The sequence below is a fragment of the Bacillus sp. AK124 genome (genome assembly GCF_053903085.1).
Window position 1 is genome coordinate 12,236 of sequence record NZ_CP096378.1, and the last position, 24,714, is coordinate 36,949.

28 protein-coding genes and 4 tRNA genes are annotated in these 24,714 nt (G+C 46.3%); 21 read left to right on the forward strand and 11 right to left on the reverse strand.

The window, feature by feature from the left end; all coding sequences use genetic code 11:
- Positions 1–138: 138 nt before the first annotated feature.
- The 6 genes from M1E06_RS00075 (at position 139) to rpsR (ending at position 3,979) form a co-directional block, all read left to right on the forward strand.
- Positions 139–1,152 (forward strand): YkvI family membrane protein, encoded by a 1,014-nt coding sequence (locus M1E06_RS00075; RefSeq protein ID WP_023856802.1) that lies wholly within the window; start codon positions 139–141, stop codon positions 1,150–1,152.
- Between the two features lie 87 nt (positions 1,153–1,239).
- The gene (locus M1E06_RS00080) at positions 1,240–1,446 is read left to right on the forward strand and encodes a DUF951 domain-containing protein (protein WP_011201785.1); all 207 of its coding nucleotides are present in this window, start codon (positions 1,240–1,242) and stop codon (positions 1,444–1,446) included.
- A gap of 181 nt (positions 1,447–1,627) precedes the next feature.
- On the forward strand, positions 1,628–2,728 hold the full coding sequence (gene ychF, locus M1E06_RS00085) for a redox-regulated ATPase YchF (protein WP_035338134.1): 1,101 nt from the start codon (positions 1,628–1,630) through the stop codon (positions 2,726–2,728).
- Positions 2,729–2,841: 113 nt separating this feature from the next.
- On the forward strand, positions 2,842–3,129 hold the full coding sequence (gene rpsF, locus M1E06_RS00090) for a 30S ribosomal protein S6 (RefSeq protein ID WP_020453642.1): 288 nt from the start codon (positions 2,842–2,844) through the stop codon (positions 3,127–3,129).
- A 46-nt stretch (positions 3,130–3,175) separates the two neighbouring features.
- Entirely contained in the window at positions 3,176–3,688 is a 513-nt protein-coding gene (gene ssbA / locus M1E06_RS00095) for a single-stranded DNA-binding protein SsbA (RefSeq protein WP_035338132.1), read from the forward strand.
- 51 nt (positions 3,689–3,739) lie between these two features.
- Entirely contained in the window at positions 3,740–3,979 is a 240-nt protein-coding gene (gene rpsR, locus M1E06_RS00100) for a 30S ribosomal protein S18 (RefSeq protein WP_003178022.1), read from the forward strand.
- A 77-nt stretch (positions 3,980–4,056) separates the two neighbouring features.
- On the opposite strand, the gene M1E06_RS00105 is transcribed toward rpsR, so the two are convergent.
- Complete coding sequence (locus M1E06_RS00105) at positions 4,057–5,358, reverse strand: MFS transporter (RefSeq protein ID WP_023856804.1); 1,302 nt, start codon at positions 5,356–5,358, stop codon at positions 4,057–4,059.
- Positions 5,359–5,572: 214 nt separating this feature from the next.
- On the opposite strand from M1E06_RS00105, the gene M1E06_RS00110 reads away from it, so the two are divergent.
- Together M1E06_RS00110 and M1E06_RS00115 are read left to right on the forward strand one after the other, a co-directional pair.
- Entirely contained in the window at positions 5,573–7,039 is a 1,467-nt protein-coding gene (locus M1E06_RS00110; RefSeq protein ID WP_020453639.1) for a SulP family inorganic anion transporter, read from the forward strand.
- A 17-nt stretch (positions 7,040–7,056) separates the two neighbouring features.
- On the forward strand, positions 7,057–7,476 hold the full coding sequence (locus M1E06_RS00115; RefSeq protein ID WP_020453638.1) for a universal stress protein: 420 nt from the start codon (positions 7,057–7,059) through the stop codon (positions 7,474–7,476).
- Between the two features lie 42 nt (positions 7,477–7,518).
- Here M1E06_RS00115 and M1E06_RS00120 read toward each other — a convergent pair whose 3' ends face one another.
- A complete protein-coding gene (locus M1E06_RS00120; RefSeq protein ID WP_035338130.1) occupies positions 7,519–7,995 on the reverse strand; it encodes a spore coat protein in 477 nt (158 codons plus the stop codon).
- Between the two features lie 159 nt (positions 7,996–8,154).
- Between M1E06_RS00120 and M1E06_RS00125 the strand changes: the two genes are divergently transcribed.
- The 4 genes from M1E06_RS00125 (at position 8,155) to rplI (ending at position 11,905) form a co-directional block, all read left to right on the forward strand.
- A complete protein-coding gene (locus tag M1E06_RS00125; protein ID WP_020453636.1) occupies positions 8,155–8,295 on the forward strand; it encodes a hypothetical protein in 141 nt (46 codons plus the stop codon).
- 216 nt (positions 8,296–8,511) lie between these two features.
- Entirely contained in the window at positions 8,512–9,441 is a 930-nt protein-coding gene (locus M1E06_RS00130) for a YybS family protein (protein WP_035338128.1), read from the forward strand.
- Positions 9,442–9,476: 35 nt separating this feature from the next.
- Positions 9,477–11,459: a DHH family phosphoesterase gene (locus tag M1E06_RS00135; protein ID WP_020453634.1), complete on the forward strand. Its 1,983-nt coding sequence runs from the start codon at positions 9,477–9,479 to the stop codon at positions 11,457–11,459.
- Positions 11,456–11,905: a 50S ribosomal protein L9 gene (gene rplI / locus M1E06_RS00140; RefSeq protein WP_020453633.1), complete on the forward strand. Its 450-nt coding sequence runs from the start codon at positions 11,456–11,458 to the stop codon at positions 11,903–11,905. Before M1E06_RS00135 ends, rplI begins: the two co-directional genes overlap by 4 nt.
- 44 nt (positions 11,906–11,949) lie before the next feature.
- Here the strand turns inward: rplI and nagE are convergent, their stop codons facing one another.
- The 7 genes from nagE to M1E06_RS00175 form a co-directional block, all read right to left on the reverse strand.
- Positions 11,950–13,323 (reverse strand): N-acetylglucosamine-specific PTS transporter subunit IIBC, encoded by a 1,374-nt coding sequence (gene nagE / locus M1E06_RS00145; RefSeq protein WP_020453632.1) that lies wholly within the window; start codon positions 13,321–13,323, stop codon positions 11,950–11,952.
- A 2-nt stretch (positions 13,324–13,325) separates the two neighbouring features.
- Positions 13,326–14,222: an N-acetylmuramic acid 6-phosphate etherase gene (murQ, locus tag M1E06_RS00150; protein WP_035338126.1), complete on the reverse strand. Its 897-nt coding sequence runs from the start codon at positions 14,220–14,222 to the stop codon at positions 13,326–13,328.
- Positions 14,219–14,950, reverse strand: coding sequence for a GntR family transcriptional regulator (locus M1E06_RS00155; RefSeq protein WP_020453630.1), 732 nt, complete (start codon positions 14,948–14,950; stop codon positions 14,219–14,221). Before M1E06_RS00155 ends, murQ begins: the two co-directional genes overlap by 4 nt.
- On the reverse strand, positions 14,947–15,693 hold the full coding sequence (gene nagB, locus M1E06_RS00160; RefSeq protein WP_025810495.1) for a glucosamine-6-phosphate deaminase: 747 nt from the start codon (positions 15,691–15,693) through the stop codon (positions 14,947–14,949). The genes M1E06_RS00155 and nagB overlap by 4 nt, the downstream gene beginning before the upstream one ends.
- A complete protein-coding gene (nagA, locus tag M1E06_RS00165; RefSeq protein ID WP_080736640.1) occupies positions 15,690–16,940 on the reverse strand; it encodes an N-acetylglucosamine-6-phosphate deacetylase in 1,251 nt (416 codons plus the stop codon). The genes nagB and nagA overlap by 4 nt, the downstream gene beginning before the upstream one ends.
- A gap of 131 nt (positions 16,941–17,071) precedes the next feature.
- Positions 17,072–18,277, reverse strand: a complete 1,206-nt coding sequence (locus tag M1E06_RS00170) for a CynX/NimT family MFS transporter (RefSeq protein WP_035338124.1) — start codon at positions 18,275–18,277, stop codon at positions 17,072–17,074.
- Between the two features lie 57 nt (positions 18,278–18,334).
- Positions 18,335–18,487 carry a YycC family protein gene (locus M1E06_RS00175; protein WP_020453626.1) on the reverse strand — a complete coding sequence of 51 codons (153 nt, stop codon included), beginning with the start codon at positions 18,485–18,487 and terminating at the stop codon, positions 18,335–18,337.
- Between the two features lie 133 nt (positions 18,488–18,620).
- On the opposite strand from M1E06_RS00175, the gene M1E06_RS00180 reads away from it, so the two are divergent.
- Positions 18,621–18,848 carry a hypothetical protein gene (locus M1E06_RS00180; protein ID WP_377902626.1) on the forward strand — a complete coding sequence of 76 codons (228 nt, stop codon included), beginning with the start codon at positions 18,621–18,623 and terminating at the stop codon, positions 18,846–18,848.
- 35 nt (positions 18,849–18,883) lie between these two features.
- Here the strand turns inward: M1E06_RS00180 and M1E06_RS00185 are convergent, their stop codons facing one another.
- Entirely contained in the window at positions 18,884–19,081 is a 198-nt protein-coding gene (locus M1E06_RS00185; protein WP_035338122.1) for a DUF2188 domain-containing protein, read from the reverse strand.
- Positions 19,082–19,265: 184 nt separating this feature from the next.
- Here M1E06_RS00185 and dnaB point away from each other — a divergent pair, with 184 nt between their 5' ends.
- Entirely contained in the window at positions 19,266–20,630 is a 1,365-nt protein-coding gene (gene dnaB / locus M1E06_RS00190) for a replicative DNA helicase (protein WP_020453623.1), read from the forward strand.
- A 17-nt stretch (positions 20,631–20,647) separates the two neighbouring features.
- Here dnaB and M1E06_RS00195 read toward each other — a convergent pair whose 3' ends face one another.
- Entirely contained in the window at positions 20,648–20,914 is a 267-nt protein-coding gene (locus M1E06_RS00195) for a holin (RefSeq protein WP_003177977.1), read from the reverse strand.
- A 266-nt stretch (positions 20,915–21,180) separates the two neighbouring features.
- Between M1E06_RS00195 and M1E06_RS00200 the strand changes: the two genes are divergently transcribed.
- The 7 genes from M1E06_RS00200 (at position 21,181) to walR (ending at position 24,713) form a co-directional block, all read left to right on the forward strand.
- On the forward strand, positions 21,181–22,473 hold the full coding sequence (locus tag M1E06_RS00200; RefSeq protein ID WP_003177974.1) for an adenylosuccinate synthase: 1,293 nt from the start codon (positions 21,181–21,183) through the stop codon (positions 22,471–22,473).
- A 63-nt stretch (positions 22,474–22,536) separates the two neighbouring features.
- The gene (locus M1E06_RS00205) at positions 22,537–22,950 is read left to right on the forward strand and encodes an NUDIX hydrolase (protein WP_035338120.1); all 414 of its coding nucleotides are present in this window, start codon (positions 22,537–22,539) and stop codon (positions 22,948–22,950) included.
- A 226-nt stretch (positions 22,951–23,176) separates the two neighbouring features.
- Positions 23,177–23,252, forward strand: a tRNA-Lys gene (locus M1E06_RS00210).
- A 7-nt stretch (positions 23,253–23,259) separates the two neighbouring features.
- Positions 23,260–23,331: transfer RNA gene (locus M1E06_RS00215), tRNA-Glu, on the forward strand.
- An 88-nt stretch (positions 23,332–23,419) separates the two neighbouring features.
- Positions 23,420–23,496 (forward strand) — tRNA-Asp (locus M1E06_RS00220).
- Between the two features lie 21 nt (positions 23,497–23,517).
- Positions 23,518–23,590: transfer RNA gene (locus M1E06_RS00225), tRNA-Phe, on the forward strand.
- Between the two features lie 415 nt (positions 23,591–24,005).
- Complete coding sequence (walR, locus tag M1E06_RS00230) at positions 24,006–24,713, forward strand: cell wall metabolism DNA-binding response regulator WalR (RefSeq protein ID WP_003177967.1); 708 nt, start codon at positions 24,006–24,008, stop codon at positions 24,711–24,713.
- Position 24,714: the final 1 nt, after the last annotated feature.

Below are 24,714 nucleotides of genomic sequence, written 5' to 3' on the forward strand. Positions count from 1 at the left end.
TTTATTATATTGATATAATTTATTCATTTGAATGAGAAAAGTCGAAAGGAGTTTCATGAATTTTTATAGAGGACCGGCAATATAGTGTCATGAGCGGAGAAACAAGCTTAAAAACTATATTGCTGGGGTGAGCAAATCGTGTGGAGAGCCGGGATGAAGTGGATGCTTCTTATTTTAGGAAGCTTAATAGGTGCGGGATATGCGTCCGGCCAGGAAATATGGCAGTTTTTTGGTGATGAAAGCGGACTGGCTATCCTGTTGTTTACGATCATGTTCAGCCTGTCAACCTATATTGTGATGAAGATCAGCTACGAACAAAAATCAGAGCATTTTCTGCCTGTGCTCGAAACATTAATCGGTCCGCTGCTGGCTAAAGTATACGATGTGTTGATTATCCTGTATTTGTTTACGACGACGATTGTGATGATTGCAGGAGGCGGGGTAACGCTGCAAATCTTCCATATCCCGTTTTGGACGGGCGTCATCTTATTTTGTTTATGCACAGGGTTGTTGTTTTTCTGGGGGCTTAATGGCATATTGTCCGTTAACAGCTACTTAATCCCGATTTTGGTGGCTGGGCTGTTGTATGCGCTGATTTCTTTTCAAACCGCTCATCATCAGCCGTGGCTGCTCAATTTGACTCATCAATACAACTGGCCTGCCGGGATCGCATTCACTTCGCTGAACATATTATCTGTTGTCGCTGTATTGTCTGCGGTCGGCAAAGAGATGAAGGGAGTCGGAGAAGCGAAGATTGCCAGCATATTAAGCGGCCTGGTGTTTGGCGCTATTTCATACATGTACAATGAGACCCTTGTAGAGCTTGCCGGTGAACTGGCCCATTATGAAATTCCTTTATTCGCGGTTTTGGAGGGCGCGCCTTTTCCGATTTTTATTTTTATGACGGCTGTTCTTTGCGTCGCGATCTACACAACGACGATCTCAAGCATTCTCGGGCTGTCCAGCCGCTTTCTGTCACTTGTGAACTGGCCGAGATGGGTAATCGTCCTCCTGCTCCTGTCGATCATGGTGCCTTTTACATCAATCGGCTTTTCAAATTTAATCGCTTTTTTATATCCAATTTACGGGTTATTAAATTTGTATTTATTGGTAAATATTTTACTTTATCCAATTTTAAGTAAATGGAAATAAATATATTTATGGTTATGAAGAATTGCTCTTTCGCTGTGGTTTTTTGTACAATAAGATCACAACAAGGAAGCAAAGAGGTGAAAGATGTTGGCCGATAAAGAATTTGGCCTGAATGACGTGGTCGAAATGAAAAAGCCGCATCCTTGCGGGACGAACCGCTGGAAGATCATTCGGATGGGAATGGATATCCGGATTAAGTGCGAAGGCTGTTCACACAGTGTCATGATCCCGCGTAAAGAGTTTCAAAGAAAGCTGAAAAAGATATTAGTTAAGCATGAGGAGTCCGAATCTTAATCTTAGCGGACCCCCCTCATGCTTTTTTTTTCGATCTCAACGAAAAATGAATTTTCACCTAGTTTGTATGAGTGAAAAGCAAGTTTTGTCAGCTTGTCTTTTACTGTAATCATCCTTATAATTGTTGCAGGTTTAACATTTACGACTACACATGGATGTTCATTATAGAGGAGATGAAACAATGGCTTTAACAGCTGGGATTGTTGGTTTGCCTAACGTTGGGAAATCAACTTTATTTAATGCAATTACTCAGGCCGGGGCAGAATCGGCCAACTACCCGTTTTGTACGATTGATCCAAACGTCGGAATCGTAGAGGTTCCTGATGAGCGTCTGCAAAAGCTGACAGAACTCGTCAATCCGAAGAAGACGGTCCCTACCGCATTTGAATTCACCGATATCGCCGGCATTGTAAAAGGAGCATCAAAAGGAGAAGGGCTCGGAAACAAGTTCCTGTCCCACATCCGCCAAGTGGACGCAATCTGCCATGTTGTCCGCTGTTTTGCCGACGACAATATCACGCACGTGTCCGGGAAAGTAGACCCGATTTCGGATATCGAGACGATCAACCTTGAGCTGATACTGGCTGACCTTGAAACCGTTGAGAAGCGGATCGGCCGGGTCGGAAAGATGGCCAAGCAAAAAGACAAAGAAGCCGTGTTTGAATTTGAGATTTTGACAAAGTTAAAAGAGGCATTTGAACAGGAAAAGCCGGCCCGTTCTGTCGAGTTCTCGGAAGAGCAGCAAAAGGTGTTGAAGCAGCTTCATCTGCTGACGACAAAACCTGTCTTATATGTAGCGAATGTCAGCGAGGATGAAGTGGCTGATCCTTCAGGAAACGAGTACGTCCAGAAGGTCCGGGAATTTGCTGCTGCTGAAAACGCGGAAGTCATCGTCGTCTGCGCCAAAATTGAGTCCGAAATCGCAGAGCTTGAAGGCGAAGAGAAGGCGATGTTCCTTGAAGAACTCGGCATCGAAGAATCCGGTCTGGATCAGCTGATTAAAGCGTCTTACTCCCTCCTTGGACTAGCCACTTATTTTACAGCGGGAGAACAGGAAGTCAGAGCCTGGACATTTAAAAAAGGAATGAAAGCCCCTGAATGTGCGGGCATCATCCATACAGACTTTGAACGCGGATTTATCCGTGCGGAAACGGTCGCTTACGACGATCTGCTGGAGGCGAAAAGCATGGCCTCAGCAAAAGAGGCCGGAAAAGTCCGCCTTGAAGGGAAAGAATACATTGTGAAAGACGGCGATGTCATTCATTTCCGTTTTAATGTATAACGCGGTTGAAATAGGACAAGAGCTTTGATATAATATAAAATTGTGAGTAATAGGATTATTGCTCCTTGCCCAATATAATGGGCCGCTTAGTCCAAAAGGAGGTGCAAATACAAATGAGAAAGTACGAAATCATGTACATCATCCGCCCAGACGTTGATGAAGAGTCTAAAAAGGCTGTTGTTGAGCGTTTTAACAACATTTTAACAACTAACGGTGCGGAGGTCACTGAAACAAAAGATTGGGGAAAACGCCGTCTTGCGTACGAAATCAACGATTTCCGCGACGGATTCTACCAAATCTTAAACGTTCAAGCTGGAGCTGAAGCAGTTCAAGAATTTGACCGTTTAGCTAAAATCAGTGATGACATCATTCGCCACATCGTGGTTAAAGAAGAAGAATAAACAGAATTGAATTATATATTCTAAAGCAAAAGGATGGTCTCTCAATATGCTTAACCGAGTTGTTTTAGTCGGCAGACTGACAAAGGACCCAGAGCTTCGTTATACTCCAAGCGGTGCAGCTGTTGCCACCTTTACGCTTGCTGTCAATCGTACGTTTACGAATCAGCAGGGTGAACGTGAAGCTGATTTCATCAACTGTGTTGTCTGGAGAAGACAAGCCGAAAACGTTGCGAATTTCCTTAAAAAGGGAAGTCTTGCGGGTGTAGATGGACGTTTGCAAACGCGCAGCTATGAAAATCAGCAAGGACAGCGTGTATACGTTACGGAAGTTCAAGCTGAAAGTGTTCAATTTCTGGAGCCTAAAGGCGGCGGTTCTGGTTCAGGCGGTTACAGCGGAGGCCAGGGAGGCCAACTCTTTGGCGGCGGACAGAATGAACCGGCTCCATTCGGCGGCAGTCAAAACAATCAGAATCGCAATCAAGGCAACAGCTTCAATGACGATCCATTCGCAAACGATGGAAAGCCGATTGACATCTCTGATGACGACTTGCCATTTTAATGGATGACGGACGAATAAAACAAAACCAGAATAGAAAGGAGGGAAATAACGATGGCAGGAGGACGCAGAGGCGGTCGTGCGAAACGCCGTAAAGTGTGTTATTTCACTTCTAACGGCATTACGCACATCGACTACAAAGATGTAGATCTTCTTAGAAAATTTATCTCTGAGCGCGGTAAAATCTTACCACGCCGTGTAACAGGAACAAGCGCGAAATACCAACGTAAATTGACTGTTGCAATCAAACGCGCTCGTCAAATGGCTTTACTTCCATACGTAGCAGGCGAGTAAGCCGATAAAAGGAACAAGACCCAATACGGTCTTGTTCTTTTTTTATTCATCAAAAACCGGGTCGTTTCCTGCAGCATTCAGGTTTCCTGCTTGTCAATCTGTATCCGTTTGATGTCGCCGAGGACTGCAAGGTAGAACACGAGTCCAAGCAGTAAAACAAACCCGGCTACTAGAAAGCTGAGCGTAAATGAACCGGTCACATCGACCAGATAACCCGTTAAAGAAACCGCGATAATCCCTCCGAATAAGTTATTTGCCAAATTGACCATTGAGCTAAGCAGAGAGATGGAACCAGCCGGTGCAATATCAGCTGATATCGACCAGCCAACGGGCGCAGTCGCAGATATTCCGGCTAAGCCGACGGAAATGCAGATGATCGCGATCGTGATGTTGTGCGTGAAGACAGCTCCCAAAAAGGCAAATCCAAGGCTCATGCCGATTGCGATGATGGTCTGGTATACTTTTGTATTCGAATGCCCCTTTTGAATTAAAAAATCGACGAGCCATCCGCCCACAACGATTCCGGAAATCGTCGATATCAGCCAGGGAACCGCAGTAAACAGCCCCGATGACATAATATCCATTCCGTATGTTTCTTTAAAGAAAGTCGGGAGCCAGGTTAAGAGCAGGTTGAATGTATAGCCATAACCCGTGAATCCGATCATCAGCCCCCATGCTTTGCGGTTTGCAAGCATTGCTTTTAAAGCAATGAGCGTCCGTTCCGAGATGTCTTCCTCTGATACGGCATTATGCTTTTGAATGTAATGGAGCTCCTCTTTTGAGATTCGTTTGTGCCGATCGGGTTGTTCATAGTACATCCAGAAAAATACGGTAAATAGTACATTGATGATTCCAATCGTTAAAAAAGCGGCTCGCCAGTCAAATGTCGTGACTAAAAAGGCAACGAGAGGCGCACCGATGACATTTGCGAACTTGGCCGCTGAGTCGAACAGGGAATTGGCAAGACCGCGCTCATTTTGCGGAAACCATAAGGCCGTGGCTTTGGAAGCGGCAGGAAATGCTGAAGCACTCGTCAGCCCGATTAAAAATCTGACAATATAAAGAAGCAATTTCCCCTGTAAAAAAGCCAATATAATGGTTAGAAAACTCCATACGGTCATTCCGACCCTTGTTACCCAGGCAACGCCGTACTTGTCCAAGAGACTCCCGACCGGAATCTGCATCAGCGTGTATGAATAGGTATAGATGGAAAAGACAATGCCTAATTGGGTTGCCGTCAATTGAAAGGAATCCTGTATCGCAGGAGCCGCGACTGAAATAGCAACACGGTCAAAGTAATTTAAAATGATCATGCTGCTTAATAAAGAAGAAATATACCATCTTGTATGCCCCGGTCGTTTTTCCAGCTCTTGCGCCATATTGAAACCTCCTCTAATGATTAGATTGGACTCTTTTCAAAATTACATTCTTAATTTCTTCGTGTTCATTTCCACGGGATTGCGGGGAGTAAACGGCCGCGGAAAAAAAACCATATAGACATTTTGATACAGGTCTGCTAAAGTGAAACATGTTAAAAACAGATGGCTTCTATGAGAGTTAGAAGCAAATGATTACGAACGAGGTGTTGAATCTTTGAATGTTAAACAATTAAATAGCGAATGGTTTTCTAATGTACGGGGGGATATCCTTTCGGGTATCGTCGTAGCGCTTGCTCTCATTCCTGAAGCCATAGCGTTTTCCATCATTGCGGGTGTAGACCCGATGGTCGGTTTGTACGCATCTTTTTGTATTGCTGTTGTCATTTCCTTTACGGGCGGCCGTCCGGCGATGATATCAGCCGCGACCGGGGCGATGGCTCTTTTGATGGGATCTTTGGTCAGGGATCACGGGCTTGATTATTTATTTGCTGCTACGATTTTAACGGGAATCATCCAATTGATATTTGGGGTGCTGAAGATTGCGCGCTTTATGAAATTTATTCCGCGGTCGGTTATGGTAGGTTTCGTAAATGCGCTCGCCATTTTAATCTTTATGGCGCAGGTTCCTCATTTTGTTGGAGTTTCGAATATGACGTATGTTGTGGTCGGGATTACGTTGTTGATTATCTATGTTCTTCCCCGCTTTACAAAAGCCGTTCCATCTGCACTTGTTGCTATTATTGCGATGACTGCATTTGCTATTTTTGGCCATTTTGATTTGCGCACTGTCGGTGATTTGGGAGAAATAAAGCAATCATTGCCTGCTTTTATGATCCCCAATATTCCTTTCAATTTTGAGACGTTGGCCATTATTTTTCCAACAGCCTTTGCGCTTTCCATCGTCGGCTTGCTTGAGTCATTATTAACCTCTTCTATTGTTGATGATATGACGGATACGGAAAGCGATAAAAACAAGGAAAGCCGCGGACAGGGCATCGCCAACATTGTCGCCGGGTTTTTCGGAGGCATGGCGGGATGCGCGATGATCGGCCAGTCTGTGATCAATGTGAAATCAGGAGGAAGAGGCCGCTTGTCCACTTTGGTTGCCGGCGTTTTCTTAATGTTTTTGATCATGGTGCTGGGCGACTGGGTCGTACAGATTCCGATGGCGGCCTTAGCCGGTGTGATGATTATGGTATCGATCGGTACGTTTGACTGGTCTTCGTTCAGCATGTTAAGAAAGGTGCCGCTAACGGATTCCATTGTCATGCTTGTGACCGTTATTACCGTTGTGGCGACCCACGATTTATCAAAAGGGGTTTTCGCCGGTGTTATTTTGAGCGCGATCTTCTTCGTGGCGAAAATTTCTAAATTGAAGATTGAAGAAACGTCAGAAGAACATGCGATCAAGTACATCATCAAAGGACAAGTTTTCTTTGCATCTGTTCAAGATTTCGTAAAGTCTTTTAAAACGGATGAGCAAACGAAAAAGGTTATTCTTGATTTTTCAGAGGCCCATATATGGGATGATTCCGCTGTGGCGGCTATCGATAAAGTCGTTTTGAAAATGAAAGATCAGGGAATAGACGTTGACTTAATTGGTTTAAATGAGTCCAGCTGGAAGCTGGTCGAAAAACTGGCAACTTATGATCAGCCTCATCGTTCAGTGTCAAATCACTAAGAAACGGGTGATGAAGGGTGTATAGAAATATATTGCTGGCTGCTGACGGCTCAAAGCATTCTGAAAGAGCGGCCGATCATGCGATTCATTTGGCTTCCATGTCAAAGCAGGCGGTCGTTGACGTTATTTATGTATTGGATTATGCGAAAGCAAAACATGAAGTTCTGCATAGCGAAAACCGTGCAGAACTCGAACGTGAACGGCGCAGCAGGCTGCTGTCGATAGAAAATAAATTAAAACAATCGGCCGTTCCCTATCAAATGACGATGCAGCACGGGGAGCCGGGCCCGACGATCGTATCGTACGCCAACCATCATGATGTTGATATCGTGATTATCGGAAGCAGGGGGCTGAACACTTTGCAGGAAATGGTGCTGGGAAGTGTCAGCCATAAAGTGGCGAAAAGAGTGAAGTGTCCGGTTTTAATTGTAAAATAGCCTAAAACAGAGCCAGTAAGGATCCTATCCTTGCTGGCTTTTTTATCTCATCGATATCGCTTTTTGCGCGTGCATGGCGTCGCCTTTTAGCAGGTCAACGAGATTATAGGCGGGATATAAGCCTTTTTGGTACATAAAATAAAAAATTTGCTCATGCAATTTAATAGCCGCATTGATTTGTTTAACAAACACTCTCCTGAGTTCAGGCGTCGCCGTTTCCGTGATCGCAATCGCATAGTTTCGAACGGTCGTTTTCGCCAATACCAACAGATCACCCGCATCAAAATACAGGTCGGCCCGTTCTTCCTCCCGATGAAATGCCGGGGTTTTTGGCAAAAAGGGAAGAAGCTCCCTTAAATTTTGCTCCAATGCCTTCGCTGAAACACTGTAAAGCTGTCTTAACTGAGGATCGCTGATTTTTTTTATGCTTTTTTTGATCTTGACCAATCCGACAGACTGGGCCGCGATCAGTTCATGCAACTCCATCGTTTCATGCCAAGCCAATGTTTTTGTTGTCATGCAGATTCTCCTTTATTGCTTTTTCTTAGTCAGCATATGCCCATTGCCGTCAAAAGGTTAATAGAAGAATCGGAGGGACGTTTTAGACCGTTTTGGAAAGGGGAAATCAAATAATACGGGATTTTTGCATCTAAGTGACAACAATGAGAGGTGATCAATGTGTTGGATGTGTTGAAGGACTTTTTTCTATTCTTGAGTGGCGGGCTTCGCGTGACGCTTCTGATCGCAATTTTGATTATATTGTTGTTGATCAGAAAAGCGAGAAAGAAAAATAAAGAGAAGTCGGGGTTTCTCGACTGACAGTGTTTCACATGGAACATTTACTCGTTTTCTCAAGCCTTATGATCGTTTTACTTGCGATTTGACCTTATGTTAGAATAAAGAAACAATGAGAGAAGGCCGAGACCTGCTCATCTCATCGTCTTTATTTGAAAATGAAATTTTCGGCGTTAGAAAAGAGCAGTCGTCTATGCTGCTCTTTTTGATTCATGACATTTAAACATACGAGGTGAACAAGTGAAACAAACAAGAGCTTTAGTAGAAGGCGCTATCATGGTCAGTATTTTTGCCGTTTTGCTGATGATCAGCCTCTATATGCCTTTTATCGGAACCATTCTTTTATTGACGCTGCCGCTGCCTGCCATGGTTCAAACAATCAGGCACGGTCCAAAGCCCGGGATTTCGGTAGGGTTGGTCAGTTTACCCGTTTCGTTGATTGCCGGTTCCTTAGGCGGGCTGATGTTTGCTATTCCAGTAAGTGCTGCGGGTGTGATCATGGGCTTTTTCTACAGAAGAAAAGAGCCAGCCCAAGCGATTGCTGCATCAGCTGTTACATACATGATTTCGCTCGTGCTGCTGCTTTTCATCAGCATTCAGTTTCTCGGGTTAAACTTAATAGAGACGGCCAATCAAGCATATAATGAAACAATCAAAACCTTTGAATCAAGTATCAAACAGTTTGGAAATGATAAAGAAGCGGCTAAACAGATCGAATTGCTGAATGAACAATTCAAACAGGCGCAATATTTATATCCGACAGCCATTGTGATATTTTCCGGAATCACCGCGTTTTTGAATCACCTGCTCGCCAAGCCGGTGCTTCGGCGCATCATCCAAATACCGTCTTTGAAACCGTTCAGGGATATGAGGCTTCCGCAAAGCATGATTTGGATCTATTTATTGACGATTCTTCTGTCGCTGGCTCCCGTTGAAGAGGGCAGCATATATTACTCCATTCTGCTAAATGCGAGTCTCATCATGGGCTTTGTCTTGATCATTCAAGGGTTTTCATTTGTGTTTTACTTTTGCCATGCCAAGAAACTGCCAACTGTCCTGCCGGTTCTTTTTTTAATTATCGGGTTGTTTTCGCCCCTGATGTACCTTGTTCGCATCTTAGGTATAATTGACATAGGCTTTAACTTGAGAGAAAGAGTAAAAAAATCGTAGCCACGATGTTCTCCAATGGTGAGGAGTTGATTTGAGTGCCAAGTTTTTATGAAAAACCGTTATTTCGATACCCCATATATTCTTTAATCGTCGTCACAATCATTTCTGTCCTCATCAACATTTATTTTAATTGGGTGGCAGGAGCGGCCGGCGTTCTGATTCTGGGTGTCATATTGTACTTTTTGAGACGGGCGGACTCCCAAATCAGAAAAGAGCTGGACGATTATATATCGACGCTGTCTTACCGTCTGAAAAAAGTCGGGGAAGAGGCGCTGCTCGAAATGCCGATCGGGATCATGCTGTTTAACGATCAGTACTATATCGAGTGGGCCAATCCTTTTATGGCGTCATGCTTTAATGAAAATACGCTCGTCGGCCGGTCGCTTTATGATACTTGTGAATCTGTCGTCCCTTTGATTAAGCAGGAAGTGGACACAGAAACGATTACGCTGAATGAGCGGAAATTTAATGTGGTTATCAAACGGGAAGAAAAGCTGCTTTATTTCTTCGATGTCACAGAGCAGACGCAGATTGAGAGACAATACGAAAATGAAAGAACGGTCCTTGCCTACATCTTTCTCGATAATTACGACGATGTGACACAAGGGCTTGATGACCAGACAAGAAGCTCGATAAACAGTGAAGTGACATCGCTTTTGAACCAGTGGGCCCAAGAGTACGGCATTTTCTTAAAACGTGTTTCCTCTGAGCGGTTTATCGGTGTATTAAACGAACACATATTAAGCGAGCTTGAAGCATCGAAGTTTTCGATCCTTGATGAAGTTCGGGAGAAGACATCCGTTCATACGATCTCCTTGACGTTAAGCATCGGAATCGGTGCATCTGTTGCATCATTGAAAGAGCTTGGCGACTTGGCGCAATCCAGCCTTGACCTGGCGCTGGGACGCGGAGGAGATCAGGTGGCAATCAAGCAGCCGAACGGGAAAGTGAAGTTTTACGGCGGCAAGACGAATCCGATGGAAAAACGGACGCGCGTCAGGGCCCGGGTCATTTCACACGCTCTCAAGGAGATTGTCTCTGAAAGCAGCAATGTGATTATCATGGGTCATAAGTTTCCCGATATGGATTCGATTGGATCAGCCATCGGGATTTTGAAGGTCGCACAAGCAAACGGCAAAGACGGTTTTGTCGTGATCGACTCCAATCAGATCGGTTCAAGCGTTCAAAGACTGATCGGGGAAATTAAAAAATACGAAGAACTGTGGTCCAGGTTTATTACGCCGGAAGAGGCGCTTGAGATTGCGAAAGACGACACGCTGCTCGTGATCGTTGATACACATAAGCCTTCCTTTGTCATTGAAGAAAGGCTGGTCAATAAAATTGAAAATATCGTCGTTATCGATCATCATAGAAGAGGGGAAGAGTTTATTAAAGACCCGCTGCTCGTCTATATGGAGCCGTACGCTTCATCTACAGCGGAGCTTGTGACAGAGCTGCTCGAGTACCAGCCGAAGCGCTTAAAAATTAACATGATCGAAGCAACAGCCCTTTTGGCCGGGATTATTGTCGATACGAAGAGCTTCTCGCTGCGCACCGGTTCCCGTACGTTCGATGCGGCGTCATATTTGCGCGCAAAAGGCGCTGACACCGTATTGGTGCAAAAGTTTTTAAAAGAAACAGCCGATCATTATATTAAAAGGGCGAAGCTGATTCAGCATACCGTTTTCTATCAAAACGGCATCGCCATCGCATCGCTGCCGGACGATGAGGCGGACGAATATTTTGACCAGGTTATCATTGCGCAAGCCGCGGATTCTCTTCTGTCCATGAGTGATGTCGAAGCGTCATTTGCTGTGGCGAGAAGAGACGAGAATACGGTATGCATCAGTGCGAGGTCGCTCGGCGAAGTGAATGTTCAAATCATCATGGAAGCGCTCGAGGGCGGCGGTCATTTAACCAATGCCGCGACACAGCTGACCGATATCACGGTTGAAGAAACGCTCCGCCGACTGAAAGAAGCGATTGACGAGTATTTCGAAGGAGGCATTCAGAAATGAAGGTAATTTTCTTACAGGATGTTAAAGGCAAAGGGAAAAAAGGCGAAGTAAAAAATGTAGCGGATGGATACGCGCACAACTTTTTGATCAAAAAAGGGCTGGCTGTTGAAGCGACATCATCCAATATCAGCGCGCTTGAAGGCCAGAAGAAAAAAGAGAAGAAAGAAGCGGCTGAAGAACTGAAACATGCGAAAGAGCTGAAAAAACAACTTGAGGACATCACGGTGGAACTTTCAGCCAAGTCCGGAGAAGGCGGCCGTCTATTCGGCTCCGTGACAAGCAAACAAATCGCGGACGCGCTGCAAAAAAGCCACCAGTTAAAAATCGACAAACGTAAAATCGAATTAAACGATGCGATTCGCTCATTGGGATATACAAATGTTCCCGTGAAACTCCATCCAGAAGTACAAGCAACACTGAAAGTTCACGTGAAAGAGCAATCATAAAATAACAAAGCCCCTTCATGCAAAGTGCAGAAGGGGCTTATCTTTTATTCAGTGCGTTTTCTCATTTCATTGGCCAAGAATTCAACGTCTGTACCGATGATCACCTGTACATCGTGCTGATTAAGCTTCACGAATCCTTTTGCTCCCATGGCTTTCATCGTGCTTTCATCCAGTTTGGAAGCATCGCGGACCTTGAGACGGAGGCGGGTTACACAATTGTTCAGCGTCTCGATGTTTTCTTTTCCGCCAAGCGCTTCGATGTATTTGTCCGCAAGGGTATCGTATTTGGACGATCCTGTGTCAGGGCTGACAGGTGTGTTTTCCTGGTCATCGTCCTCCTCTCGTCCAGGCGTTTTCAAATTGAGCTTCGTAATCAGGAAATAAAAGATGATGAAATAAATAATGCCGTATACAAGACCGAGCGGCAGCAAAAGCAGCGGCTTTGTGGCGATTCCAAAGTTTAAAAGGTAGTCGATCGTCCCGGCTGAAAAGGTAAAGCCGTGGTGGATACCGAGCATATTGGTCACGGTCATGGCGCTTGCGGTTAACAAGGCGTGAATACCGAAGAGAAGCGGCGATAAAAACATGAATGTGAACTCAATCGGCTCCGTGATACCTGTTAAAAATGATGTGAACGCCAATCCGATCAGCAATCCGGCCGTTGCTTTGCGGCGATGCTTTTTTGCGGCCGCGATCATTGCCAGACATGCCGCAGGAAGACCGAACATCATGATCGGGAAGAACCCTGTCATAAAGGCGCCGGCGCTTGGATCTCCGGCAAAGAACCGGTTCATGTCACCCGTTTTGCCTGCAAATTCTCCAAAGACCATCCAAACCATATTGTTTAAAATGTGATGAAGGCCGAGCGGCAGGAGCAGTCTGTTTAAAAGACCGAATATGCCGACTCCCAATGCCCCAGCATGGATAATCCAGCCGCCAATGGCGTCAATGGCCTGCTGTGCGTAAATCCAGACGAAGCCGAAAATCCCTGCAAGAATAATGGAACAGAAGGCTGTCATAATCGGAACGCTTCGTTTTCCGCCGAAAAACCCGAGCCAGTCAGGCAGTTTTGCATCTTTAAAGCGGTTATACATGACGGCGGCGACTACACCTGAAATAATTCCGCCGAGAACGCCCATGTTCAGGTTCTCATTGATGGCTGCTAAGCCGCCTGTCAGGACAAAATAACCGATGGCTCCGGATAGTGCGGCGGCCCCGTGGCCATCCTTTGACAAACCGATTGCAACGCCTATCGCAAAGATGATCGGCAGTTGGTCAAGAATCGATTGTCCTGAAGCGGCGATAAACGGAATGTTTAACAGGTCTTCTCTTCCCAAGGCGAGCAGGAGGCCTGCAGCAGGAAGAACGGCAATCGGCAGCATGAGCGCGCGGCCGATATTTTGAAGAAATCCCAACATAGTTAAAACCCCTTTCGGTAATATTGAATCGCTTTTTTCAAATGTCCATTTTCATGGGATAAACAGCGGCGGGCATCTTCAAGTGTTCCGTTTGTCAACACCATAAAGATCGCTGCCTTGATGTCATTGCCGCTTTCTTTTAAAGCTTGCTTGGCCTCATTCTGTGATAATCCGGTGGTATTCATCAGAATGGTGACAGCTCGCCCGGCCAATTTTTGATTGAGCAGTCTCATATTCACCATCTCGTTTTGGTAGACGCGGCCAAGCCTCGCCATTGCAGCTGTTGACAGCATGTTCAAGATCATTTTCTGAGCGGTTCCTGCTTTCAGCCGCGTTGAACCGCGGATAATTTCCGGTCCTGTTTGCACCTCAATTGCGATATCGCTTAATTTGCCCGCTTCTGTATCCGCGTTGCAGCTAATCGAAACAGACGCGGCTCCGAGCTGTTTGGCATAGGATAATGCGCCAAGGACATAAGGTGTCGAGCCGCTAGCTGTGACGCCGATTAAGACGTCATCTTCCGAGAATGATTGCGCTTTCAGTTCGGCGACGATTTTTTCATGGTCATCTTCATTTTCTTCAAGAGGCGTCCACATCGCGTCATATCCGCCTGCGATCAGGCCGGTCCAACGGCTTTCGTCAATAGAGAATGTCGGCGAGAGTTCTGCGGCATCAAGGACTGCGATTCTGCCGCTTGTGCCGGCGCCAGCTGTAAACACTCTTCCGCCTTGCTTAAAACGGCTGACAATCGTATCCGCCGCCTCAGCGATCAGGGGAAGGCAGGGCGTAATGGCGCGAGGGACTGTATAGTCTTCCTCATTCATCAAGGTGACGATATCTAAAGCATTCATTTCATCAAGTGCTTTGCTTTTGTCGTTCGTGTCCTCTGTCTTCTTCATTGTTCTTCCCTCTTCATATCGATGACGAATTTATAGCGGTCGCCTCTGTAAACGGATTTGACTACTTCAAACGGTCTGCCGTCGTCCAAATAGCTCAAACGTTCGATGAGCAGGACGGGTGCGCCTTCCTCGATGTCGAGGGGCTCGCTCTCTGCCGGAGAGGCAATCGCCGGCTCGAGTGTTTGTGCGGCTCGGTCAATCGTAAGGGAGAGCGTATTTTCGACATAGTCATACAAAGATGCGCTCATAATGTCTTCTGTCAGGCCGTTGATAAGGTCGGCGGGCAAATAGGAGATTTCATAAGCCATCGGGATGTCATCGGCGAGACGGATTCGTTTGACTTCATAGACGGAAGCCCCTTCATGTATCTCCAGTTTGCGCGCTGTGCTCTGGTCACACGGGATGACGCCGAAGCCGAGCATTTTTGTGCCGGGTCTCATGCCTCTTGATTTCATGTCCTCGGAAAAGCTTGTCAATCCTTTGAGAGGCTGCTCAATTTTAGGCTCGGCAATAAATGTTCCTTTTCCCCGCTGTCGGACGAGGATGCCTTCATTGACGAGATTGTTGACTGCCTGCCGGACGGTCATCCTGCTTACCTCATATTTTTCTGCAAACTCTCTTTCAGAAGGAATGAGGTCGCCGGGCTTCAAATCTTTTGTTTCGGCAAGCTTTTTAATCTCGGTCTCAATCTGATAGTAAATCGGAATGTGGGAATCTTTTTTGATCAAAAGGCCATACCCCTTTCTTTCACGATTGATAAAGCATCGCTGTCCGCTATGATGACGACGTTCTGGTGTGTTTTTAAGACAGAAGCGGGCGTGTCTTCATTTGGTTCTTCACTGAGAAGCTTCGCCAGGATGCCCGCTTTTTTCTCTCCTGAAACGAGCAGCAGAATCTGCTTGCTTTTCATGATCGTGGAAATGCCCATCGTTATGGCTTGCGACGGGACGGCGTCATAAGAATCAAAATAACGGGCATTGGCTTCTTTCGTTGATTGTGTCAGTTCGACTGTATGCGTTTTCGATGAAAATGGGGTGCCCGGTTCGTTAAATCCGATGTGGCCGTTCAAGCCGAGGCCGAGCACTTGGAGATCAATGCCTCCAAGCCGCTCGATCAGCGCTTCATAGCGGCTGCATTCAGCGTCCAGGTCACAAGCCATTCCGTCCGGAAGATGGGTATGGCTGAGCGGAATGTCAATGTGATCGAAAAGCTGTTTTTTCATATAGAATGTATAGCTGTTTTCATGATCCGGAGAAACGCCGACATACTCGTCTAAGTTAACGGTATAGACGTGCTTGTAAGTCGTTTTGTTATGCGCATGATCTTCCCTTAAAACCTGATATGTGCCGAGAGGCGTTCCTCCGGTTGCAAGGCCGAGAACAGGCGCAGATAAGCGGTTTACTTTCTCGATGATGAGTCGGGCGGCCGTTTGGCTCATGTCCTGATAATCTTTAGCTTCAATGATTTTCATGGTGAAACCTCCCTTTTGCTGAAAGCAATCACGCCTTTGCAAAGCGTCATCACAACTTCATTTTTTTCATTTAAAATGATCAAATCGGCATCTTTCCCGCTTCGTATGCTGCCTTTTCGGTCAAACACATGAAGCTGCTTGGCGGGATTGACCGCTGTCATGTACACGATATCTTCGAGTGAACAACCTGTAAAATCCATCATGTTCAGAGCAGCCTGGTTCATCTTCAAGATGCTGCCGGCAAGCGTACCATCCTCTAAGACGGCTTTTTCGCCTTTCACGAACACCTCCTGTCCGCCTAATGTATAGGTTCCATTTTTTAAGCATTTTGCGCGCATCGCATCCGTAATTAAAATGATGCCTTCTTTCTGTTTTTGCTGAAATGCCAGCTTGACGACCGCAGGGTGAACATGAATGCCGTCGGCTATGACTTCGGCCTTCAGTTCATCATGCAGAAGGGCACTTCCGGCCGTCCCCGGCTCCCGATGGTGCAGCCCCCGCATGCCGTTGAACAAATGGGTGACATGGGAGATGCCGGCCTTAATCCCGTCTGCCATTTCTTTGAGTCCGGCGTCGGAGTGGCCGGCGGAAGCCGTGACACCTGTTTCTTTCAAAAAGGAAATTAGTTCCAAAGACCCTTCCAGCTCTGGCGCAAGTGTGACTAATTTAATGTTATTCCCGGAGATGCGCTGCCATTCTTTAAATAACGAAAGATCCGGCGGGATAATATCATCCGGCGGCTGGGCGCCGCACCGCTTTTCTGAAATAAAAGGGCCTTCTAAGTGAACGCCTAATACTTCGGCTGTCCCGGGCTGTCCGCCGGCTTCCTTATAGCGGTGAACGTTTGCCAGCGCATGCTCGATCGTGGCTTTATCCTGGGTCATTGTCGTTGCCAGGAAGCTTGTCGTTCCTTCTTTCGGCAGGGCTTCGGCCATTGTTTGCAAAGCCTCGGCTGTTCCGTCCATGACATCTGCGCCGTTTGCTCCGTGAATATGAACATCAATCATGCCCGGCAGCACTTTGAAGTTCTCCGGAAATGTCAGCTGTTCTGCCGTTGCGGCGGAAGCGGGAATATCAGTCATTGGTCCGTAAGCCTCGATTTTTTCCCCGTTCGTTAGAAGAAATCCATCTTCTATCGTTCCATTTTCACTGTAAATATGAAGATGTTTAAACATATAGCGTTGAGAAGGTTTAGTTTTCACAGTCAAAAGTCCTTTCTTGAAAACGTTATCATCAGTATAGAACATTACAACTCTAGTTGTCTAGACCATTAAGAGAATTATTTTTGTCAAATCTGATCATACAGCATCACACTTCATTTAGCCGCTGTGTTGTCAGGTTATATTCCAAAAAAAAGCCGGCTTATCTGCCGGCTTCGTTATGCTGCTTTAGCATAAATATATTGATTTCTTCCCGCACCGAGTCCTGCACCGATCAAAGCGACCAGCGCGCCGATGAACAGTAAAATCGGTCCGTTCCATGAGTGCATGTGATCGTATAGAAAACCGACAAAGCTTGGACCAATCGCTGCCAGCAAATACCCGGCGGATTGCGACATCCCTGATAATGCCGCGGCTTGATCGGCATTTTCGCTTCTCAGCCCGATTAACGTCAAGGCTAAACTGATGCTGGACCCTTGTCCGATTCCGATTAAAATGACCCACAGCGTCAGCATCGCAGTATTGCCTCCGTACAATAGCCCTGACATCCCTGCCAAGTATAGGATGCCGAGGGCCAGCACGATGCTTTTTTGGTTTCGGAAGCGCCCGGCGAGAACCGGAGTCAAAAATGTCGACGGGAGGCTGGCAAACTGCATCAGCGACAGCATCCAGCCGGCAAGCGACATGCTCATCCCGTGCGAACGGAGAATTTCAGGCAGCCAGGCGATCGTGCAGTAAAACAAGAACGACTGTATGCCCATAAAGAATGTGACCTGCCAGGCGATTTTCGAGCGCCAGACCGTTTGGCCGCCCGTCTTTAAGCTGACCGTGCGGTTTCCCGTATCATGATAGCGGAGCTGGGGAACCCAGATCAAAATCGCAACAAACGCGAGACCGGCCCAGACCATGAGCGACGCGCTCCATCCCCACGCTAAACCGTGCGACAGCGGAATGCTGATCCCTGAAGCGAGCGCCGCAAAAATCGACATGGCTGTCGTATAGTAACTTGTCATAATTCCCGCTTTGTCAGGAAATTTATGTTTGATCAGGCTGGGCAAGAGCACATTGGAGATGGCGATGCCGACTCCGATCAATGCGGTCCCCGCAAATAGTGTGAAAGCTTCTCCGTAAGAGCGCAGCAAAATCCCGATCAATAAGATGACCAATCCGACCCAGAGGGTTCTCTCATTGCCCAGCTTCTGTCCAAGCTTAGGTGCGATTGGGGACAGGACGGCGAAAGATAACAGCGGCAGCGTCGTCAAGAAGCCGGCCATGCCGTTCGTCAAATCCATATCCGAGCGGATTGAACTGATCAATGGCCCGACAGATGTAATAGCCGGTCTTAAATTAAAAGCGATAAATATGATTCCTGCAATCAATAAGATATTGTTCAAACGGGCGCGTCGAGCGTCAATGTAATGCATGCTGTATTCTCCTTTGCTTTCAGGTGGAAAAGTGACATGAAAAAGAAACCCGGAACATCATCCAAGGTTACTTTTTTGATCTTGCTTCTGAATTTCGGCAATTTTCGCAAGCAGGATATGCTGCGGCATATGCATGATTTGTTCAAGAGGAAGATTTAAGCTTTCCGAAAGTTTTTGCGCCGTTTCGGCAGATATTTGTAAAGGTTTCATAAAGTCCTCCATTTTATATTGTACCCCAGCGTACAGAGTACGCAACAGTGAATATTGACTCCGATATATATTGTAACATCATATGACAAGTGAGTTGGAAGAAAAAGAAAAAAGCGATATAAATAAAGAGGAGGTGATCGTCTTGAATTCGACATTATCTGCGCTGAAAAAGAAATTGTATGAACAGCAGATCAGAGCGAAAGGGCTTTACACATTTGAAGAGTACAAAGATATGCGCAATGTGCTGCAAACGCTGCGGATGAAATTTGCCGCCTATGAAGAATGGGATTTGTATCAACTTGCGACCGATTTGATGGTCAGCATGCTTTTGAAAAACAATTGGAACAGCCGGCTGGATTAATAGTAGAATCTAAAAAAACACCTCGGCCGAGGTGTTTAATAAGACCGTTCGTCTTCTTTGTTGTCCTGCCGGTCATAGATGACAAGATTCGCAGGACGATTCTCTTTCGCCATCTCTTCTCCTTTTTCCACGGCCTCTGCCCTTGTGTCATAAAGCTCAACAGGTGCCGTATCTTCCAGTTTCAAAAACCATCCGTCCGTCTCGGCATTCGGTGTCACCGTATAGACCTTCATGAAAAACAACCTCCCCAAACATGTTTACTGATTTGTTTTCCCGGATAGATCAGGGGAGCAAACATCCTCACTGCCGTTCTCCCTTTCTATGAAAATATTTCTACAAAAAGCGAGTCTACTTTTTTTCTGTAAAAATGGTAAAATAGACGTTGGATTATTTTTAAATGGGAGGACGGTGCTTAACATGACAGATCTTCTGAATGACAGGCTGCCGCCGCAAAATATCGAAGCCGAACAGGCCGTGTTAGGTGCTGTTTTTTTAGAACCATCAGCTTTAACATTGGCGTCAGAAGTCTTGATTCCAGATGATTTTTACAGAATGTCGCACCAAAAAATATATAACGCCATGCTTGTTCTTGGGGATCGCGGCGAGCCTGTAGACCTGGTGACGGTGACATCAGAGCTTGCGAACACGGACCTTTTGGAAGAGGTTGGCGGTATTTCTTATTTGACGGATATTGCAAATTCTGTGCCGACTGCGGCTAATATAGAGTATTATGCAAAAATCGTGGAAGAAAAATCGATTCTCCGCCGCTTGATCCGTACGGCAACGACGATTGCTCAGGACGGATATACAAGGGAGGATGAAGTCGAAGACCTCTTAAGCGAAGCAGAAAAAACGATTATGGAAGTCGCCCAGCGCAAAAACTCCGGGGCCTTTCAAAATATTAAAGATGTGCTCGTTCAAACTTACGATAATATTGAACAACTCCACAACAGAAAAGGAGACATCACCGGGATCCCGACAGGTTTTACCGAGCTTGACCGAATGACGGCGGGCTTTCAAAGAAACGATTTGATCATCGTAGCCGCCCGTCCGTCAGTCGGTAAAACCGCTTTTGCCTTAAACATCGCCCAAAACGTGGCGACTAAAACCGATGAAAGCGTCGCGATCTTCAGCCTTGAGATGGGCGCCGAACAGCTGGTCATGCGGATGCTCTGTGCGGAAGGCAACATCAATGCCCAGAATCTCCGGACCGGAAACCTGACGGAAGAGGATTGGGGCAAGCTGACAATGGCGATGGGAAGCTTATCAAACAGCGGAATTTTCATCGATGATACACCGGGGATCCGCGTCAGCGAAATCCGTTCCAAGTGCAGACGGTTAAAGCAGGAGAACGGCCTCGGCATGATTTTGATCGACTACCTGCAGCTCATCCAAGGAAGCGGCAGATCAAGTGACAACCGTCAGCAGGAAGTGTCGGAAATATCCCGTGCGCTGAAAGCGCTGGCGAGGGAGCTTGAAGTTCCGGTCATCGCCCTTTCACAGCTTTCCCGGGGCGTCGAGCAGCGCCAGGACAAGCGTCCGATGATGTCGGACATCCGGGAATCGGGAAGTATCGAGCAGGACGCCGATATCGTTGCGTTCCTGTACCGCGATGATTACTATGACAAAGAATCTGAGAATAAAAACATCATTGAAATCATTATTGCAAAACAAAGGAACGGCCCGGTCGGGACCGTCTCACTCGCTTTTGTAAAAGAATATAATAAGTTCGTCAACCTGGAACGCCGGTTTGATGACGCGGGTGTTGCGCCTGGTGCTTAAATCCCTGAGACATGCTCTCAGGGATTTTTCTTTTTTCTTGCATTGCGGTTTTTACCGATTTCAAATAACCCCGTTGCTGTTAACCCGGCCAGTCCTCCGGACCATAAACGGAGCACGAGTTCAAGGTCTGTAAAAGGATATGCTGCGGCTCCGATCAGCAAACCTATCAAGAGTGAAACGAGCGGAATCAAGTTTTTCGGCACCTTGACCGTCTTCTTCACCAATTCGACCAGCGCCAAAATGATCGGCGATAAAACGGATGCAAAAATTAATACTGTCTCCATCGGCATCTCCCTCCTTACTTTATTGAATATTTGCGTTGCCGGTTTTTTATGTATCTTTGTCCAAGAAAAAACGTTTTTTTTAAGATTTAACTTACAGACTGTCTATTAAAAAGAAAATATATGAAATTCGCTTTATAATAACGAACGAAAATGTTCTGTTTTAAAATTAATGTTCGGATTTCCAATTGACTTTAGGGGATGACACTGATAAACTGAATGTGTTTGATATTGATATCGTTTGAAAAGGTTAACGGAGGTGCACGGATATGTCTTCAGTAGTTGTTGTAGGTACGCAGTGGGGTGACGAAGGAAAAGGCAAAATCACCGATTTCCTTTCCGAAAACGCAGAGGTAATCGCACGGTACCAAGGCGGAAATAACGCAGGACATACGATTAAATTCAACGGGGTAACGTACAAACTGCATTTGATTCCATCCGGTATTTTTTATAAGGATAAAACGTGTGTGATCGGCAACGGAATGGTTGTTGATCCGAAAGCATTGGTGACGGAGCTGGCTTATCTTCATGAGCGGAACGTCAGCACGGACAACTTGAGAATCTCCAACAGGGCCCATGTCATTCTGCCGTATCATTTAAAGCTTGATGCGGTCGAAGAAGAGCGGAAAGGGGCCAATAAAATCGGCACGACGAAAAAAGGAATCGGCCCGGCTTATATGGACAAAGCCGCTCGCGTCGGAATCCGCATCGCCGATCTGTTGGACAGGGACGTCTTTGAAGAAAAGCTCGCCCGCAATTTAGAAGAAAAAAACCGTCTGCTGGAAAAAATGTACGATGCGGAAGGGTTTAAAATAGAAGACATTTTAGACGAATACTATGAGTACGGCCAGCAGATCAAACAATATGTCTGCGACACATCCGTCGTCTTAAACGACGCGCTTGATGACGGCCGCCGCGTTTTATTCGAAGGGGCGCAAGGGGTTATGCTTGATATCGATCAAGGGACATATCCGTTTGTCACGTCTTCAAACCCTGTCGCCGGCGGCGTGACGATCGGCTCAGGTGTGGGACCGACAAAAATCCAGCATGTCGTTGGCGTATCGAAAGCTTACACAACGCGTGTCGGAGACGGGCCGTTCCCGACAGAGCTGAACAATGAGATCGGAGACCAAATCCGTGAGGTCGGCCGCGAATACGGAACAACTACAGGGCGCCCGCGCCGCGTCGGCTGGTTTGACAGCGTGGTTGTCCGCCATGCCCGCCGCGTCAGTGGAATAACCGACCTTTCATTAAATTCAATTGACGTATTGACCGGTATTGAAACGTTGAAAATCTGTGTCGCTTACAAATACCGCGGCGAGATCCTCGAAGAGTTCCCGGCAAGCTTAAAAGCGCTCGCTGAATGTGAGCCTGTCTATGAAGAAATGCCGGGCTGGACAGAAGATATCACAGGAGCGAAAAGCTTGAGCGATCTGCCTGAAAATGCCCGCCATTATTTAGAGCGAGTTTCTCAGCTGACAGGCATTCCGCTTTCTATTTTCTCAGTCGGTCCTGACCGCTCTCAAACAAATGTGGTGAGAAGCGTTTATCGTCCGAACTAAATTCCAGAAGAGCCTCTGCAGTTCGCAGGGGCTTTGTTTTTCAATGACAAGGAGGGCAAATGGGTGGAACGTGTCGATGTTGTATATTCATTCGCGGAAGAGAACGGAAACATCCTGATGGTGAAAAATAAGAAAAATCAATCATGGACGCTGCCGGGCGGCAAGGTGGAAGCTGGAGAATCGCTGACAGAAGCCGCGGTGAGAGAAATGAAGGAAGAAACAGGCTACGGGATTCTGCCTCTTGATATATTAGCTATAAATGAAGCGGTGATCGGCAGTGAGCATGTATATTTCATCGTTTTTAGAGCCCGGATCACCGATCGTCCGGATGCCATCACGTTTGACGAGAACATTGTTGAAGCCAAGTGGATGCCGCTTCATGAAGCTGACCGGCTGCTGTCTGTATTCCATCCGAATGGAATCCTGCACTGGCTGAACCGCGAAGGGGCGGAGTATCATCACGAAGGGAAAAAATAATAGAAAAAAATAAAAAAATATATTGCCACTTCTGTTCGTTCTATGATAATATAAATCTCGTTGTTGCGAAAACAACGAAACGAGCCATTAGCTCAGTTGGTAGAGCACGTCCGAATAAGCTTCGGAGAATTCGCTTCAGCGTACACATCGAGAGACATCTCGAAAAAGCTTCCTGAGATGTGGACGTCGTTATTTCAGATTTAATCTAAGGGTGTAATTTAATCTTGAGCCATTAGCTCAGTTGGTAGAGCATCTGACTTTTAATCAGAGGGTCGAAGGTTCGAGTCCTTCATGGCTCACCATTTCCCTGGCCCGTTGGTCAAGCGGTTAAGACACCGCCCTTTCACGGCGGTAACACGGGTTCGAATCCCGTACGGGTCATTGATTTACTTTAGCGTAATTGCTAAATCCCCGCTTGCTCCGGAGGAGACCACGATTCTTCTCCGAAGCAGGTACTGTAAACATGCAAGGTCCGGTAGTTCAGTTGGTTAGAATGCCTGCCTGTCACGCAGGAGGTCGCGGGTTCGAGTCCCGTCCGGACCGCCATTTTAAAAAAGTTACATACCCGGCTCGGTAGCTCAGTTGGTAGAGCAACGGACTGAAAATCCGTGTGTCGGCGGTTCGATTCCGTCCCGAGCCACTCTAAAAAGCGCGTCTGTTTTTAAGCAGATGCGTTTTCTTTTAGCTGAAATCAAGGAAATAAAATGCTGAAGGAATAAAAAGGAGAAAAAAAGGGAGGCCGGTAACCCGGCCGAAGAAGAAGACGTTACTATATAGACGGTCTTGAAGGGAAAGATGTTTCATTTTTCAGTAAAAAAAGTCACAAAAATTTAATTGTTTTGATAAAAGCGGAAAAATAGCAGGTGGATTTAATTTCCAAACGTTTTCCTTTGAACTATTTTTTTAACTTTTGCTTCATAAACGTTATAATGTATAAGAAATCTATTTTCTAGAAAGTGTTTTTTAATGATGACATGCAGTGTACTTGATATAAAACTTAGGCAGCCATCCGCTGGCTGTATTGTATCCAAACTCTGAACCAGGAGGAACGAATAATGGAAAAAAAGATACTAGTTGTAGATGATGAAAAGCCGATTGCTGATATTTTAGAGTTTAATCTGAAAAAAGAGGGCTATGAAGTCCATTGCGCATACGACGGCAATGAAGCGCTTCAGATGGTTGAGGATCTTAACCCTGATATGATTCTGCTCGACATCATGCTTCCGAACAAGGACGGTGTAGAAGTGTGCCGTGAAGTCCGTAAAAAATATGATATGCCCATCATTATGCTGACAGCAAAGGATTCGGAAATCGATAAAGTCATCGGCCTTGAACTGGGCGCTGACGACTATGTGACAAAACCGTTCAGCACCCGCGAACTGCTGGCGCGTGTCAAAGCGAACTTGAGAAGACAGAACACAGCGGCTCCTGCCGAAGAAGAATCGTCTTCAAACGAAATTCAAATCGGATCGCTCGTCATTTTTCCGGATGCCTATGTCGTTTCAAAACGCGACGAGACAATCGAACTGACGCATCGGGAATTCGAACTGCTGCATTACCTTGCCAAACATATCGGACAGGTCATGACGCGTGAGCATCTGCTGCAAACCGTGTGGGGATACGACTACTTTGGAGATGTCCGGACAGTTGACGTTACGGTCAGACGCCTTCGTGAAAAAATCGAGGATAATCCGAGTCACCCAAGCTGGATCGTCACAAGGCGCGGTGTCGGCTACTATTTGAGAAATCCGGAACAGGACTAAT